Raw genomic sequence first — 15625 nt, 5'->3', positions numbered from 1 at the left:
CCGGATGCTCCTCAGAACGACGCGTATGAAGCCCTGGCGGCGATGGGCGGCGGCAGTGTCCGCCGCCGCACTCGGCGTCGGCCTCCTCGCGGGGTGCGGTTCCGACTCGGACGGCTCGAACGACTCGGCGGACAAGGCGGGCGGCGACGACACCTCGTCCAGTGCCGGTGCCTTCCCGGTCACCGTGGAGCACGCGTTCGGAACGACGAAGATCGAGAAGGCGCCCGAGCGGGTCGTCTCCGTCGGCTACACGGACGACCAGACCATCCTGGCCTTCGGCATCAAGCCCGTCGGCATGGTCGATCAGTACCCGAACCCGGCCGGCCAGAGCCCCGACATCAACACCCAGTGGCCCTGGGTCAAGGACAAGTGGGGCGACACCAAGCCCGAGGTCATCATGAAGAACGGTGACACGGGCCCCAACTTCGAGAAGATCGCCGCCCTGCACCCGGACCTGATCGTCGCGGTCTACTCCGAGATCGACCAGGCCGCCTACGACAAGCTCTCCAAGATCGCACCCACCGTGGGCCGCACCAAGGGCGAGAAGGAGCCGTTCAGCGCTCCGTGGCAGGACAACGCGCTCCACATCGCCAAGGCGCTCGGCAAGGCCGAGGAGGGCGAGAAGATGGTGGCGGACATCCAGGACAAGCTCGACGCGGCCAAGCAGGCGCACCCCGAGTTCGCGGATCAGACCGCCGTCGTGCTGTCCTGGTACAAGGACTCGGTGGCCCCGTTCACCTCCACCGACGTACGCGGGCGGCTCGTGACGGGCATCGGCTTCAAGTACCAGACCGAGATCGACAAGATCGCCGACGGCGACTTCTACACCACGCTCTCGCCCGAGCGCGTCGACCTGGTCGACGTCGACCGCATCTTCGTCATCAACGACCAGGCGGACCAGGACGCGCTGAAGAAGTTCAAGCTGTTCACCAACCTGGACGCCGTCAAGAACGGCAAGGTGTCGTACCTGCTGGACAGCGAGGGCCCGGCGGTCGGCGCGGCGATCTCCCAGGGCACCCTGCTGTCCATGCCGTACGCCGTCGACGAACTCGTCAAGTCGGCCGGGTAGGTGTGAGCGGCACCGACACACGCGTCGCCCCGCCCAAGCTGCGTACGGCGACCGGACGCGAGGCCACCCGATGGGTCGGCGCCCACTGCCGCGAGGTGCCGTGGCTGACCGTCGCCACGGTGCTCACCACCGTGGCCGGAGCCGCGCTCCAGGTGCTCCCGGTGCTGCTGCTCGGCCGGGTGGTCGACGCGGTGGTCGAGGGCGGGTCGCAGTCGGTCCTGGTCACGATCGGGGCCCTGATGGCCGCCGCCGCGCTGCTCGGCGCGGCGGCGACCGCGGTGTCGACCTACCTGATCGGGCGGCTGGGCGCCGATCTGCTCGCCCGGCTGCGGGAGGGCGCGGTCCGCGCGGTGCTGGGGATGCCGAGCGCACGCGTCGAACAGGTCGGCCGTGGAGACGTGCTGTCCCGGGTCGGTGACGACGTCGCCGTGCTCTCCAACGGTATCCGCACGGCCGTTCCCACGGTGTTCTCCGCCGGGGTCCTCGTCGCCATCGCCACGGCCGGCATGTTCGGCCTCGACTGGCGGCTCGGTCTGGCGGGCGCCGGCGCGCTGCCCGCGTACGCGCTGGCCCTGCGCTGGTATCTGCCGAGGTCCGCCCCGCTGTACCAGAAGCAGCGGGTGGCCCAGGCCGACCGTGCGCAGGCCCTGATCAGCGGTCTGAACGGCATCGACACGGTCCGGGCGTACCGGCTCGAGGACGCCTTCCGCGAGCGGGTCACCCGTGAGTCGTGGCGGGTGCGCGATCTCGGCGTCGAGGTGTTCCGGTTCTTCGGCCGGTTCGTCGGCAGGGAGAACCGCGCCGAGTTCATCGGGCTGACCCTCATCATCGTGGTGGGGTACGCCCTGCTGGAGGCGGACGCGGCCACCCTGGGCGAGGTGTCGGCGGCCCCGCTGCTGTTCCACCGGCTGTTCACCCCGCTGGGCGCCATCATGTTCACCTTCGACGAGGCGCAGAAGTCGGGCGCGAGCCTGACCAGGCTGGTGGGCGTGCTGGCGGAGGACGCCGAGGACCGGCTGGTGGGCGACGTGTCCGTCGCGCCGGCGGCGGCCGGAGCGTACCCGGTGACGGTGCGGGGCCTGACGTTCCGTTACCCGGGCGCGGAGGAGCCGGTCCTCAGGGACGTGGACCTGGCGATCCCGGCGGGCGGTTCGCTCGCCCTGGTGGGGGCGACGGGCGCGGGCAAGACGACCCTGGCCGCCCTGGTCGCGGGCATCGGGACGCCGCAGGCCGGATCGGTGCGGGTCGGGCCGACCGACCTGGCCCGACTCGACGAGGCCGGGGCGCGGGCGCTGGTGAGCATCCTGACCCAGGAGACGCACGTGTTCTCCGGACCGCTCGCCGACGACCTGCGGCTGGCCGCGCCGGAGGCGACCGACGCCGAACTCCTGGACGCGCTGCGGACCGTCGGCGCCGGCAAGTGGGCCGACACCCTGCCCGACGGGCTGGACACCCTGGTCGGTGAGGGCGGCGAGCGTCTCGACGTGACCAAGGTCGCGCAGCTCGCACTGGCCCGGCTGGTGCTCGGCCGCTCGCCGGTGGTGGTGCTGGACGAGTCGACCGCGGAGGCGGGCAGCGAGGGGGCCGCAGAGCTGGAACGGGCCGTGCTGGCCGCCTGTGCGGGCCGCACCACGCTCTTCGTGGCGCACCGCCTGACCCAGGCGATGGCGGCGGACCGGATCGCCGTCCTGGACGCCGGGCGGGTCGTGGAGGAGGGCACCCACGAGGAGCTGGTGGCGCTGGGCGGGCGGTACGCACGGCTCTGGCGGGCCTGGCGAGAGGGTAGTTAGGCAAGGCGGCCGGGCAGGGTAGTTAGGTAAGCCTAAGTTAGGTTAGCCTGCGTTCATTCCTTGGAAGGGGCGTTGAGTCTTCGATGATGGAACCGACCGCTCGTCTCGTACGGCTTTCTCCCGGGCACCTCACCGACATCCGCCGGCGGACCGGCGACTTCTCCGACCAGGCCGTAGCCGAGGCGTGCGCCATCGGACTGTCGTACTGGGCCACGGGCAAAAGCCCCGCCGGACTCGACCTCACCCCGGCCACCCTGTTCACCGACGTGCTCGGCCGGGTCGACAACGGAGGTACGGCACCCGCCGGTTGGGGTGTCGGAACGGACGGCCGGAGCATCACCCTCCCGGACGGTGTCGAACGCGACGACGCGCAGCTCGCGCTCGACGACCTGGCCGACTTCCCGGACCGGCCCCTGGGCACCATCAGCCCCTCCGGACCGGCCGCGCGGCTGGCGGACCTGGCCAGGTGGAACGACACCGAAGCCGACCGGGTCCGCCCCACCCTGGTGGAGATGTTCCGCGCACAGGCACGCACCAGGCCGGACGCCGTGGCCGTCGTCGACGAACACCGGTCACTGACCTACCGTCAGGTAGACGAGCTGTCCTCCCAGTTGGCCCACCACCTGATCGAACGCGGGCTCACCGCCGAACGCGTCGTCGGCATCTCCCTGGAACGCTCCGCCGACATGGTGATCGGGCTGCTCGGCGTGGTCCGGGCGGGCGGCGCGTTCGTCCCGCTCGACCCGCACTGGCCCGCCGAGCGCCGGGCCGTCGTCATCGAGGACGCCCGGGTCGTCCTACAGCTCAACAGCTCGGGCGAGCACGCCCCGGACGAACCGGACGCCGTGGCCGTCGACCTCGGCGACTGGCGGTTCGCCGCCCACCGCACCGACGAGACCGCGGTCACCGTCCACGGCGACGCCCTGGCGTACGTGATCTTCACCTCCGGTTCCACCGGGCGGCCCAAGGGCGCCATGATCCGGCACGAGGCGATCAGCGAACGCCTGCTGTGGCAGATCCACGAGGTCCTGGGCTTCGGCCACGACGACGCGTCGCTGTTCAAAGCGCCGCTGTCCTTCGACATCTCCATCAACGAGATCTTCCTGCCCCTCGTCAGCGGCGGCAGACTCGTCGTCCTGCGGCCCGGCGGCGAACGCGACCCGCACCACCTGCTGAGTGTGATCGCCGAACAGCGCGTCACCTTCACCTACCTGGTGTCCTCCATGCTGGACGTGCTGCTGGAGATGGCGGGCGACTCGGGGCGCCTCGACAGCCTCCGGCACGTCTGGTGCGGCGGCGAGGTGCTCACACCCGAACTCTACGAACGCTTCCGCACCAAGCTCGACATCCCCCTCTACCACGGCTACGGACCGGCCGAGACGACGATCGGCGTCTCGCACGTCGTCTACCGGGGCGCGGCGGAGCGCCTGTCGACATCGATCGGCAGGGCCAATCCCAACACCCAGTTGTACGTACTGGACGAGGAGCTGCGCCCGGTCCCCGTCGGAGTCGGCGGCGAACTGTACGCGGGAGGCCTCCTGCTGGGGCGCGGCTACGTGGGCGCCCCGGGGCTGACCGCCTCCCGGTTCGTGGCGAACCCCTTCGCGAACGACGGCTCCCGCCTGTACCGGACCGGTGACCTCGCGCGCTTCGCACCCGACGGCTCACTCGACTTCCTCGGCCGGGCCGACAACCAGATCAAGATCCGCGGCATGCGCCTGGAGATCGAGGACGTCGAGATCGGCCTCGCGGAGCACCCCAAAGTACGCCACACCTGCGTCGTCGCGAAGAAGAACACCGCGGGCGGCACCTACCTGGTGGGATACGTGATCCCGGCCGCCGGCCACGAGGACCTGGGAGCGGACGAGGTCAAGGCGTGGGCCGGCGCGCACATGGTGGAGTACATGGTGCCCACCCACGTCGTCGTGATGAAGGAGTTCCCGCTCACCGCGAACGGCAAGCTCGACCGGAACGCGCTGCCCGAGCCCGTCATCGGCACGGCCTCGGTCCTCGCGCCCACCACCGACAACGAGCGCGCGGTGTGCGCGGCGGTCGCGGCGCTGCTCCAACTGGACCGGGTCGGAGTCGACCAGGACTTCTTCCGGCTCGGCGGGGACAGCATCCTGGCGATCTCGCTGCTGAGCGCGCTGCGCGACGCCGGTCTGTACGTCACGGCACGGCAGATCTTCACCCACGGCACGGTGGGCGCGCTGGCGGCGGTGGCGAGCCGCGAGGACACCACGACCGTGGACCACCGCGACATCGCGACCGGCTCCGTCGTGGGACCGCCCGTCGTGCAGTGGCTCGGCGAGACCACGGACGCCGTCGACGGCTTCGTGCAGTCCGTCGTACTGAACACCCCGGCCGGCCTCACCGCCGACGCCCTCGACGCGATCCTCGCCGCCGTCGTCCACCGGCACCCCATGCTGCGCGCCAGGCTGGTGCGCGGCGACCGCTGGAGCTTCGACATCCCCGAAGCGGACCCGGCAGCGGCCCACTGGCAGGAGAGCGACCGGCCGCTCGACGCGTGCGTCGCGCTCGCCACCGTGGGACTGGATCCGGCGGGCGGGGTGATGCTGCGCGCCGTCTGGCGCCGCGAGGCACGGGAGTTGGCCCTCGTCGTCCACCACGTGGTGATCGACGGCGTGTCCTGGCGGGTGCTGATGGAGGACCTGGCCACCGCGTGGCGGCAGTACACCTCGGACGCACCGGTCGAGCTCCCGCCGGTCGGCACGTCTTTCCGGCGCTGGACCCAGTTGCTGGAGCGCGCGGCGTTCGACGCGGACAGCGCCTACTTCCGGCGCCCACTGCCGGGAACGGACGAACCGCTGGGCAGACGCGCGCTGTCCGGGGACGACACCGTGGCACGCGAGCGGACACGAACCGTCTCGATCGACGCCAAGGCCACCGCCGCGCTCCTCGGCGAGACACCCGCGAAGTTCCACGCGGGCGTCAACGACGTACTGGTGACCGCGCTCGCCGTCACCCTCGCCCGATGGCGCCGCGACCTCGGCCAGGACCAGACCTTCGCGCACATCGAACTCGAGGGCCACGGCCGTGAGAGCCGGTTCGTGGCGCCGTCCGCCGGTTTCGAGCCGGAACTGTCCCGGACCGTCGGCTGGTTCACCACCCTGTTCCCGGTGACCGTCGACCCCGGCCCCGCCCCCGACGCCACCGCCCCCACCGCACCCGGGTACCTGGCCGCCGCACTCAAGGCGGTCAAGGATGACCTCGCGCGAGTACCGGACAACGGCGTCTCCTACGGCGCCCTGCGCCATCTGGCCCAGGTCACCTTCGACGCGCCCGCACCCCAGGTGCTCTTCAACTACCTCGGCCGCTTCGACGCGGGCGCGCCGGGCGACTGGCAACTCACAGGGGCGACAGGGCAGTTGGGCGAGAAGCGAGATCCGGGAATGCAACTGCCCCGGGCCCTGGAGTTCAACGCGATCGCCGAACCCGCCCCCAGCGGCGAGTACGAACTTCTCACCGCCATCTCCTGGCCCGACGGCATGTTCACCGAAGCGGACATCACGACGCTCGGCACCTACTTCCGACAGGCCCTGACCGGGCTCGCCGCACTCGACCGGGGCGGCCACTCACCCAGCGACTTCCACCCGCTCCGGATCACCCAGGCCGACGTCGACGCCCTGGACGGACCGGCCCTGCGGGACATCCTGCCGCTGACCCCGCTGCAGGAGGGCCTGTACTTCCACTCGGTCTACGACGATGACGCGGGCGGCAGCTACGTCGAGCAGCAACTGCTGACGCTGGAGGGCGAGGTGAACGCCGAGCGGCTCGCGACCGCCGCCACCCGCCTGCTGGCCCTCCACCCGAACCTGGCCGCCCGCTTCGTGGCCCTGGCCGACGGCCGTGTGGTCTCCGTACTGGAGAGCGGGGTCGAGGCGCCCTTCACCACGCTGGACCGCCCCGGAATCTCCGACGACGAACTCCGCGCCCTCGCCGAGCGGGACCGCCGCGCCGGGTTCGACCTGGCCACCGGCCCGCTGATGCGATACACACTCGTCCGCACGGGAGCCGGCCGGCACGTCCTGGTGCAGACGGTGCACCACATCATCGCCGACGGCTGGTCGGTGCCCCCCATGCTGCGCACCCTCCTGGCCGAGTACCACAGGCCGGGCAGCGTGTACCCGCTCGGCGGCTTCCCCGACTACGTCCGCCTGCTCGCCGGACGCGACGACGAGGCGAGCGACCGGGTCTGGGCAGAGCAACTCGCCGAACTCCCCGGCCCCTCCCTGGTCGCCGAGGGACACACCCCCTCCGACCGGTTCGCCGACACCTCCGTGGCGGCGGACTCCGACGTCGACGCGGCCGCCCGGACGGCCGGTGTGCCGCTGAGCGTCGCCGTGCACAGCGCCTGGGCCCTCACCCTGGGCGGCATCCTGCACAGCAGGGACGTGGTGTTCGGGTCCACGGTGTCCGGCCGCGACGCGGACGTCGCCGGCATCGAGGACATGGTGGGCCTGTTCATCAACACCATCCCCCTGCGCGCCCGGTGGTCCGCCACCACGACCGCGGGCGAACTGCTCGCCTCGGTCCGGGCGCACCAGAGCGCGGTGCTGCCGCACCAGCACGTCTCGCTGGCGAGGATCGCCCGCCGGGCCGGTGCCGGTGCGCTCTTCGACACCCTGGTGGTGTTCGACGTGGCCGCCGACGTGGACGGTCTGCGGCGGCCCGGCGACACGCTGGTCACCACCGACATCGTGAACGAGGGCGCCCCGCACTACCCGCTGACGCTCGTGGTGGAGCGCACTCCTGACGGCCATCCGCGCTTCAACCTGATCTACGACGGTGAGCTGCTGCGGGAGACCGACGTCCAGGAGATCCTGCGCACGTTCACCCGCACCCTCACCGGCCTGCTCACCCGGCCGGACGCCCCGGTCGACGCACTGGCGTCCGGGGGAGCGGCACACTTCGAGCCGGTCGCCCCGACGACCCTGGGTGAACTGTTCGACGCCGCCGCACGCCGTGCGGCGGGCGCCACCGCAGTGACCCAGTGCGCCCTCGACGGCACAACCCGGTCCCTGACCTACGGCGAACTGGCCCGGGCCAAAGACGAGTTGGCGTCAGTTCTGCGCGCGGCCGGGGTCGGTCCCGGCCGACGGGTCGCCGTCGCCGTCCCACGCTCCGTCGAACAGGTCGTCGCCCTGGTCGCCGTCGTCGGCGCGGGCGGCGCATACGTGCCGCTGGACCTGGCCCACCCGGACGAGCGCCTGGAGTACGTTCTCGCCGACGCCGCCCCACAGGTCGTCCTCGTGGACCCGGAGCAGCGCGACCGCTTCACCCGGCTCCTGGCCCGGGCGGGCGTCCCGGCCCGCGTGCTCGTACCGGGGGAGGAGCTCGCGCCGGTCGGCACGGCTACGGAGCCCCGGCCCGGCGCCGGCTGGCACGACCCCGCGTACGTGATCTACACGTCCGGGTCGACGGGCCGGCCCAAGGGCGTCGTCGTCCCGCACTCCAGCGTGGTGACGCTGCTCACGAACACCCGGCCCCACATGGCCTTCGGCCCGGACGACGTGTGGGTCCAGTTCCACTCCTTCTCCTTCGACTTCGCGGTCTGGGAGCTGTGGGGGGCGCTCGCCCACGGCGGTGAGCTGCTGGTCCCGGAGTACGCACTGACCCGTTCGCCGGTCGACTTCCACCGGCTGGTCCGCGAACGCGGGGTGAGTGTCCTCAACCAGACCCCGTCGGCGTTCTACCAGTTCGCCGAGGCCGACCGGCATACGGGCGAGCCGCTGCCCGCGCTGCGCCGGATCATCTTCGGGGGCGAGGCGCTGGACCTCGGGCGGCTGCGCGGCTGGGTCGAGCGGCACGGCACCGACTCGCCCGAGCTGGTCAACATGTACGGCATCACCGAGACCACCGTCCACGTCACCCACCGGGTGCTGACCGAGGCGGACTTCGCGCCCGGCGGCTCCGTCAGCCCGATCGGCGGCCCGATCCCCGGCCTGGTCACCCATCTGCTCGACGACCGGCTCCGGCCGGTGCCGCCCGGCCGGGTGGGCGCCATCTACGTCGCCGGCGACCAGGTGTCGCTCGGCTACCTGGGCAGGCCGGGGCTCACCGCGGGCAGGTTCGTGGCGAACCCGTTCACGGCGGACGGCTCCCGCATGTACCACACGGGTGACCTGGCCCGCCGTACGCTCGACGGCGGGCTGGAGTTCGCCGGCCGCGCCGACGACCAGGTGCAGCTCAAGGGATTCCGTATCGAGCCGGGCGAGGTGGAGTCCGCGATCCGGGACATCGACGGTGTCACCGACGCGGCCGTGACCGTCGCGGACACCGGGGACCACCTGGTGGCGCATGTCGTGGGCCGGGTGCCCGGCGACCTCACCGCGCTCCTGTCGGCGAGGCTGCCCGCGCACATGGTGCCGAGCCGGGTGCTGCCCCTGGACGCCCTCCCGTTGACGGTCAACGGCAAGCTGGACCGCGGGGCCCTGACCGAGCGCGCCGGGGCGACGGCGGAGGAGAACACGACCGCCCACGACGCATCCGCCCACGACGCATCCGTCCACGCCTTCCCGGGGGCCGGGGCGGCACCTCCCGCGGGCCGCGCGAACGACGCCGTGCTCGCCTCACTCGTCGGCATCTTCGCCGAGACGCTGCCCGGCTCCACCCCGGACGCCGACACCGACTTCTTCACCGCCGGAGGCGACAGCATCGTCGCCATCACCGTGATCAACCGCGCCAGGGCGCTCGGGCTGCCGATCGCGCCTCGGGACGTGTTCCTGCTCCGGACTCCCCGCGCCCTCGCCGAGCAGTTGGCCACGCGCACACCGGGGCCCGAGGCGTCGTCGGTGCCCGCCCACCACAGGGACGGACCGCTGCCGCCCACGCCGATCATCCTGCGTCAGCGGGAACTGGGCGGCTCACTGGCCCGGTTCGCCCAGGCCAGGACGCTGGTGGCACCCGACGGGACCGGCTTCGCCGACGCGTGGCGGGCCGCGCGGGCCGTCGTGGCGGCGCACCCGGCCCTGCGGCTGCGACTGCGCGTCGAGCACGGCGTCTGGTCGCTCGCCACGGAACCCGTCCGTGAGGTCACGGTCGAACGCGCCGTGGCCGGGACCGACGCGGCGACGGCGGCCGACGAGGCAGCCGCCCGGCTCGACCCCGAGTCCGGCGAGGTCATCGCGTTCACGTGGCTGGAGGCGAGCCGGACCCTCGTGGTCACCGTGCACCACCTCGCCGTCGACGCCGTGTCCTGGCTGATCCTGCTGGACGACCTGACCGACGCGATGCGCGGGGCGACCCTGCCGCCGCCGACCACCTCCTACACCGAGTACGCCGAAGCACTGACGTACCGCGCCGCGCATGCGACCCACGGTCTGGACCAGTGGATCGCCACCCTCCAGGCCCCCGCACCGCTGCCCGCCGCCGGGAACCCGCGCGAGACCACGGTCGTACTCGCACCCGACGTGAGTGACCGCGTGACCCGTACCGCGCCCGCCGTACTGGGCCTCGGTCTCACCGAACTGCTCTGCGGCGCGCTGCGCACCGCGCTGACCCGCGTCCAGCCGACGCCCACCGACCTGGCGGTCGAACTGGAGCGACACGGCAGGGTCCCGGCGCTCGACCACCACGACTACACACGCACCGTCGGCTGGTTCACGTCCATCGCGCCCGTACGGCTCACCCCGCACACCGACCCCGTGGCCGCCGCGCGCGAGGTCACCGAACGCAGTCCGGACGAGCACGCGCACGTCACCTACGGTGGGCTCAGGTACCTCAACCCGCAGACCGCCCCGCTGCTGGACGCCCGCCCACAGGTGCTGTTCAACTACCTCGGCCGGGGCGCCGAGTCCGAGGCCCTGCGCCTCACCGGCGGCGATCAGGACAGTCCGTACGCCGTCGAGGTGAACGCGTGGACCGACGCGGCCACCGGCAGCCTCCACGCGGCCTTCACCCTCGCCGAGGGCATCCCCGACGAGATCACCGAGCACTGGCACGGCGCACTGGAACGCATCGCGGACGCCGCCGCGACGGCCGAGCGCACGGCGCCGGTCACCCCCCTCCAACGCGGCCTGTTCTTCCAGGCACAGCTCACGGGCCCGGCCGGGCACTACGTGGCCCAGAGCTACTTCACCTTCGAACGGCGCCTGGACATCAACGCGTTGTCTCGGGCGATGGCATACGTGATCGCACGGCACCCGGCCGTGGGCGCGGGCTTCGCCACGGACCAGGACGGGAACCCCGTCCAGGTCCTCGCGGCGGGACGGCGGGTCGACGTCCGCACCGTTGAAGCGGCCACGGACGCGGAGGTCGAGGCCCTGCGGCTCGCCGACCGTGACACGGGATTCGACCCCGGCGAGCCGCCGCTGATCCGGCTGACCGTGGTGCGCCTGCCCGACGACCGAGACGGCCTGCTGCTCAGCTACCACCTGCTGCTGTGGGACGGCTGGTCGCGGGAGATCGTGCTGCGGGACCTGTTCGACGCCTACCGGGCCGTCCTCGACGGCACATCCCTCGATCCGGCTTCGGCCACGCCGGGCTTCGAGGACCTCGCCCGTGCCCTCGCCGCCAGGGACCCCGCCCCCTCGGAACGCTTCTGGGCACAGCACCTGGCCGGCCTCCCCGGCCCGACCCTGCTCGCCGGACCGGCGTCGTCCCTCCCCGACGACCTGCCGCGCGCGCTCGTGCACACGCTGACCGCCGAAGCGTCGGACGCGCTGAGGGAAGCGGCCAGGACCCACGGCGTCACGCTCAACTCCGTACTGACCGGCGCCTTCGGTCTCCTCCTCGGTGCCCGCACCGGCCGCGGCGACGCCGTGTTCGGCGTGACCGTCTCCGGCCGGGAGGGCGAAGGGCTGTCCGACGTCGTCGGCGTACTGCTCAACACCGTGCCCATGTGGACGCGCGCCCGTCCGCACGACACGGTCCGCGCCTACCTGACGGGCGTACAGGAGGCCAGGGTCGAGGCCATGGACCACGAGCACCTCGGTCTCGGCGAGATCCAGCGGGCCGGCGGCCACGACACCCTGTTCGACAACCTGTTCGTCCTCCAGAACTTCCTGGACCTGGACGCCTTCGCCGAGATGAACGCCCGGCACGGCATCACCTCGGTGCGCGCCGACGACTCCACCCACTATCCGTTCACGTGGGTGGTCACCCCCGGCGACCGGCTCACCGTCAAGCTGGAGTACCGCGACCACGACACCGGGAACGCGCGGGGACTCCTCGACGCGTACCTGCGTGTGCTCGACGACCTGACCCGGTCCACCGGACCGATCGGCGCCCTCCCCGGCCCGGCACCCGCCCCCGAGCCCGCCGAACGCACGGGCATCGGCACGGACACCGTCGTGGACCGCTTCGACCGCGCTGCGGACCGCGATCCGCAGCGGGTGGCGCTCGTCGCCCACGGCTCGACGCTGACCTTCGGGCAACTGCGGGACCGCAGCCGGGCGGTGGCGGGCGTGCTCGCCCGGCGCGGTATCGGCCCCGGGGCGACGGTGGGCCTCGCGATCCCGCGTTCCCTCGACTCGATCGTGGGCCTGTTCGCCGTACTTCGTGCGGGCGCCGCGTACGTGCCGCTGGAGCTGGACCACCCCGACGAGCGGATCGCCGCGATCGTCGCCGACGCCCGCCCCGACGTCGTACTCACCGTGAGCGCGGTGGCGCACCGGCTCACCGGCGAACTGATCGAGCTGGACCGTCCGCTGCCCGAGGCCGAACCCCTCGCGACGTTCGCGCCGGACGATCCGAACCGGCTGCGGCACCCCGCGTACACGATCTACACCTCCGGCTCGACGGGGAAGCCCAAGGGCGTCGTGACCGAGTACGCCGGACTCACCAACATGCTGGTCAACCACCGGCGCCGGATCTTCGAACCGGTGCTGGCGCGGCACGGCCACCGGACCTTCCGCATCGCCCACACCGTGTCGTTCGCGTTCGACATGTCGTGGGAGGAACTGCTGTGGCTCGCCGACGGCCACGAAGTGCACATCTGCGACGAGGAACTGCGCCGCGACGCTCCCCGGCTGGTCGCGTACTGCCTGGAGCACGGGATCGACGTCGTCAACGTCACCCCGACCTACGCACAGCAACTGCTCGCCGAGGGCCTGCTGGACGACCCGGCCCGCCGGCCCGCGCTGGTGCTGCTGGGCGGCGAGGCCGTCACCCCGACGCTGTGGCGGCGGCTCGCCGAGACCGAGGGCACCGTCGGCTACAACCTGTACGGACCCACCGAGTACACCATCAACACCCTCGGCGTCGGCACCTTCGAGTGCCCGGACCCCGTGGTGGGCGTCGCGATCGACAACACGGACGTGTACGTGCTGGATCCGTGGCTGCGGCCCCTGCCCGACGGGGTCCCCGGTGAGCTGTACGTCGCGGGCGTCGGCATCGCGCGCGGCTACCTCGGGCAGCCCGCCCAGACCGCGCACCGCTTCGTCGCGTGCCCCTTCGGCGCACCCGGCGAGCGCATGTACCGCACCGGTGACCTGGTGGTGCGGCGGCCCGACGGGAACCTGACGTACCTGGGCCGCACCGACCAGCAGGTCAAGATCCGCGGACACCGGGTCGAACTCGGCGAGGTCGAGGCCGTGTTCGCCGCGCACCCGGCGGTGCGGTTCGCCGCCGCCGTCGCCCAGCCCGACCCGCAGGTCGACGGCGCCCACCGGCTGGCCGCCTACCTCGTACTGGACGGCGCCGACCTTGCCGCCGTCGCCGCCGAAGTGGGCGCCGGGCTGCCGGACTTCCTGCGCCCCACGCACTACGCCCAGGTCGACGCCATCCCGCTGACCGTGAACGGGAAGGCAGACACCAAGGCGCTGCCCGAGGCCAAGCCGCTGGGCGCGCTGACCACGGCGGGGGAGCGCGGCCCGGAGACGGAGACGGAGACGACCGTGTGCGAGCTGTTCGCCGAGGCACTGGACCTGGACGACGACGAGGTGAGCGCGGTGAGCGACTTCGTGTCCCTCGGCGGGCACTCCATGCTGGCGGTGCGGCTGACCGGGCTGCTCCGCCGGGAGTACGGTCCAGTGATCACGATCCGCGATCTGTTCACCCTGCGAACCCCGGAAGCGATTGCCCGCCACCTCGATGACAACTCCTGACACACAGCGGCCCCGCGCGGGGTCCGACATCCTCCGTACCGCCCTGCGGCGCAACGTCGGCGCGATGGCCTGGGGCACCGTACTCATGGGCCTCTACCAGGCCGGTGAGACCGCTTTCCCCATCGCGCTCGGCCTGATCGTCGAACACACCATGCGGGACCGGAGCCCCGAAGCGCTGGGCGTCTCCATCGCCGCCCTTGCCGTGATCATCACGACCGTGTCGCTGTCGTGGCGGTTCGGGATGCGGATCCTGCAGAAGGCCAACACGACCGAGGCGCACCGCTGGCGCGTCCGGGTCGCCGGCTGCGGACTCCAGCCGGTGGCCAGGGACGTCGACCTGAAGTCCGGCGAGGTGCTGACCATCGCCACCGAGGACGCCGACCAGACCGCCGACATCATCGAGGTGGTGCCGCTGCTGATCAGCTCGCTGGTCGCGGTGCTGATCGCGGCTCTCGCGCTGGGACTTGCCGACCTCCGGCTCGGGCTGCTGGTCATCGTGGGAACCGTCGCTATCCTGTCGATCCTCAGCGTGATGTCCAGACGCATCGGCTCCAGCACCCGCGAGCAGCAGGCCCGGGTCGCGCGGGCGGGCGCCAAGGTCGCCGACCTGATCATCGGCCTGCGCCCGCTGCACGGCTTCGGCGGCAACCACGCGGCGTTCCGCTCCTACCGCCGGGTCAGCACGGAGGCGAAGCACCAGTCCATCACCGTCGCGCGGGTGGGCGGCGTCTACGCGGGCACCGCGCTGGCCCTCAACGCGGTCCTCGCCGCCGCCGTGACCCTCACCGCGGGGTGGCTGGCCTTCGAGGGCCGGATCAACATCGGCGAACTCGTCATGGCGGTCGGCCTCGCGCAGTTCATCATGGAACCGCTGAAGCTGTTCTCGGAGATGCCGAAGTACGTGATGATCGCGCGTGCCTCGGCCGAGCGGATGGCACTGGTCCTCACCGCTCCGCCGGTGACGGCACCGGGTGCCGGACGACCGGCCGGGGGCGAGGACCTGGAGGTCGACTGCGTCCGGCACGGGGTCCTGCGCAAGGTGCGGTTCCGGGTGGCCGCCGGCGAGTTCGTGGCCGTCGCCGCCTACCAGCCGCGCGCGGCGGCCGACCTCGCGGCGATCCTGGCGCTGAACGTCCCGCCCGACGCGTACGAGGGAGCGGTGCGGGTCGGCGGCCGGGACCTCGCGGACCTGGCGGTCGAGGCGGTCCGCGAGCAGTTGCTGGTCAACCCGTACGACGGGGAGATCTTCGCGGGCACCCTGCGTTCGAACATCGACCCCTCGGGCACCAGCCGGACGGTCCCCGAGGCCGTCGAGGCGTCGATGCTGACCGACGTCGTCGCGCTGCACCGCGAAGGACTCGACTACGCCGTCCGCGATCGCGGCGCCAACCTCTCCGGAGGCCAGCGGCAACGGCTGTCCCTGGCCCGAGCCCTCGCCGCCGACACGGACGTCCTCGTCCTGCGCGACCCGACGACGGCCGTCGACGCGGTCACCGAGCAGCTCATCGCGCGGGGCGTCGCCAAGCTGCGCCGGGGCCGCACCACCCTCGTGATCACCAGCAGCCCCGCCCTCCTGGACGCCGCCGACCGGGTCCTCGTCCTGGACGAGGGCGTCATCACCGCCGAGGACACCCACCGCAACCTTCTCGCCACCGACGAGGAGTACTGCCTGGCCGTGGCCCGGTAGTACGGGCGGG

4 protein-coding genes are annotated in these 15625 nt (G+C 72.3%); all 4 read left to right on the top strand.

Features of this window, described 5'->3' with window-relative positions:
• Nucleotides 1-4: 4 nt before the first annotated feature.
• The 4 genes from KUM40_RS23365 to KUM40_RS23350 all read left to right on the top strand — a co-directional run bounded on the left by KUM40_RS23365 (nt 5) and on the right by KUM40_RS23350 (nt 15615).
• Nucleotides 5-1069 (top strand): iron-siderophore ABC transporter substrate-binding protein, encoded by a 1065-nt coding sequence (locus tag KUM40_RS23365; protein WP_217168036.1) that lies wholly within the window; start codon nt 5-7, stop codon nt 1067-1069.
• Between the two features lie 2 nt (nt 1070-1071).
• Nucleotides 1072-2859, top strand: a complete 1788-nt coding sequence (locus tag KUM40_RS23360) for an ABC transporter ATP-binding protein (RefSeq protein WP_217168034.1) — start codon at nt 1072-1074, stop codon at nt 2857-2859.
• 83 nt (nt 2860-2942) lie between these two features.
• Nucleotides 2943-13928: a non-ribosomal peptide synthetase gene (locus tag KUM40_RS23355; protein WP_217168032.1), complete on the top strand. Its 10986-nt coding sequence runs from the start codon at nt 2943-2945 to the stop codon at nt 13926-13928.
• On the top strand, nt 13915-15615 hold the full coding sequence (locus KUM40_RS23350; RefSeq protein ID WP_217168030.1) for an ABC transporter ATP-binding protein: 1701 nt from the start codon (nt 13915-13917) through the stop codon (nt 15613-15615). The genes KUM40_RS23355 and KUM40_RS23350 overlap by 14 nt, the downstream gene beginning before the upstream one ends.
• The last annotated feature ends 10 nt before the right edge of the window (nt 15616-15625 follow it).

Origin of the sequence: Streptomyces sp. AC512_CC834 (genome assembly GCF_019049325.1) — a bacterium.
Lineage (GTDB): Bacteria > Actinomycetota > Actinomycetes > Streptomycetales > Streptomycetaceae > Streptomyces.
The sequence above is the reverse complement of the archived record's forward strand: the minus strand, read 5'-3'. Positions and strand labels throughout refer to the sequence as shown.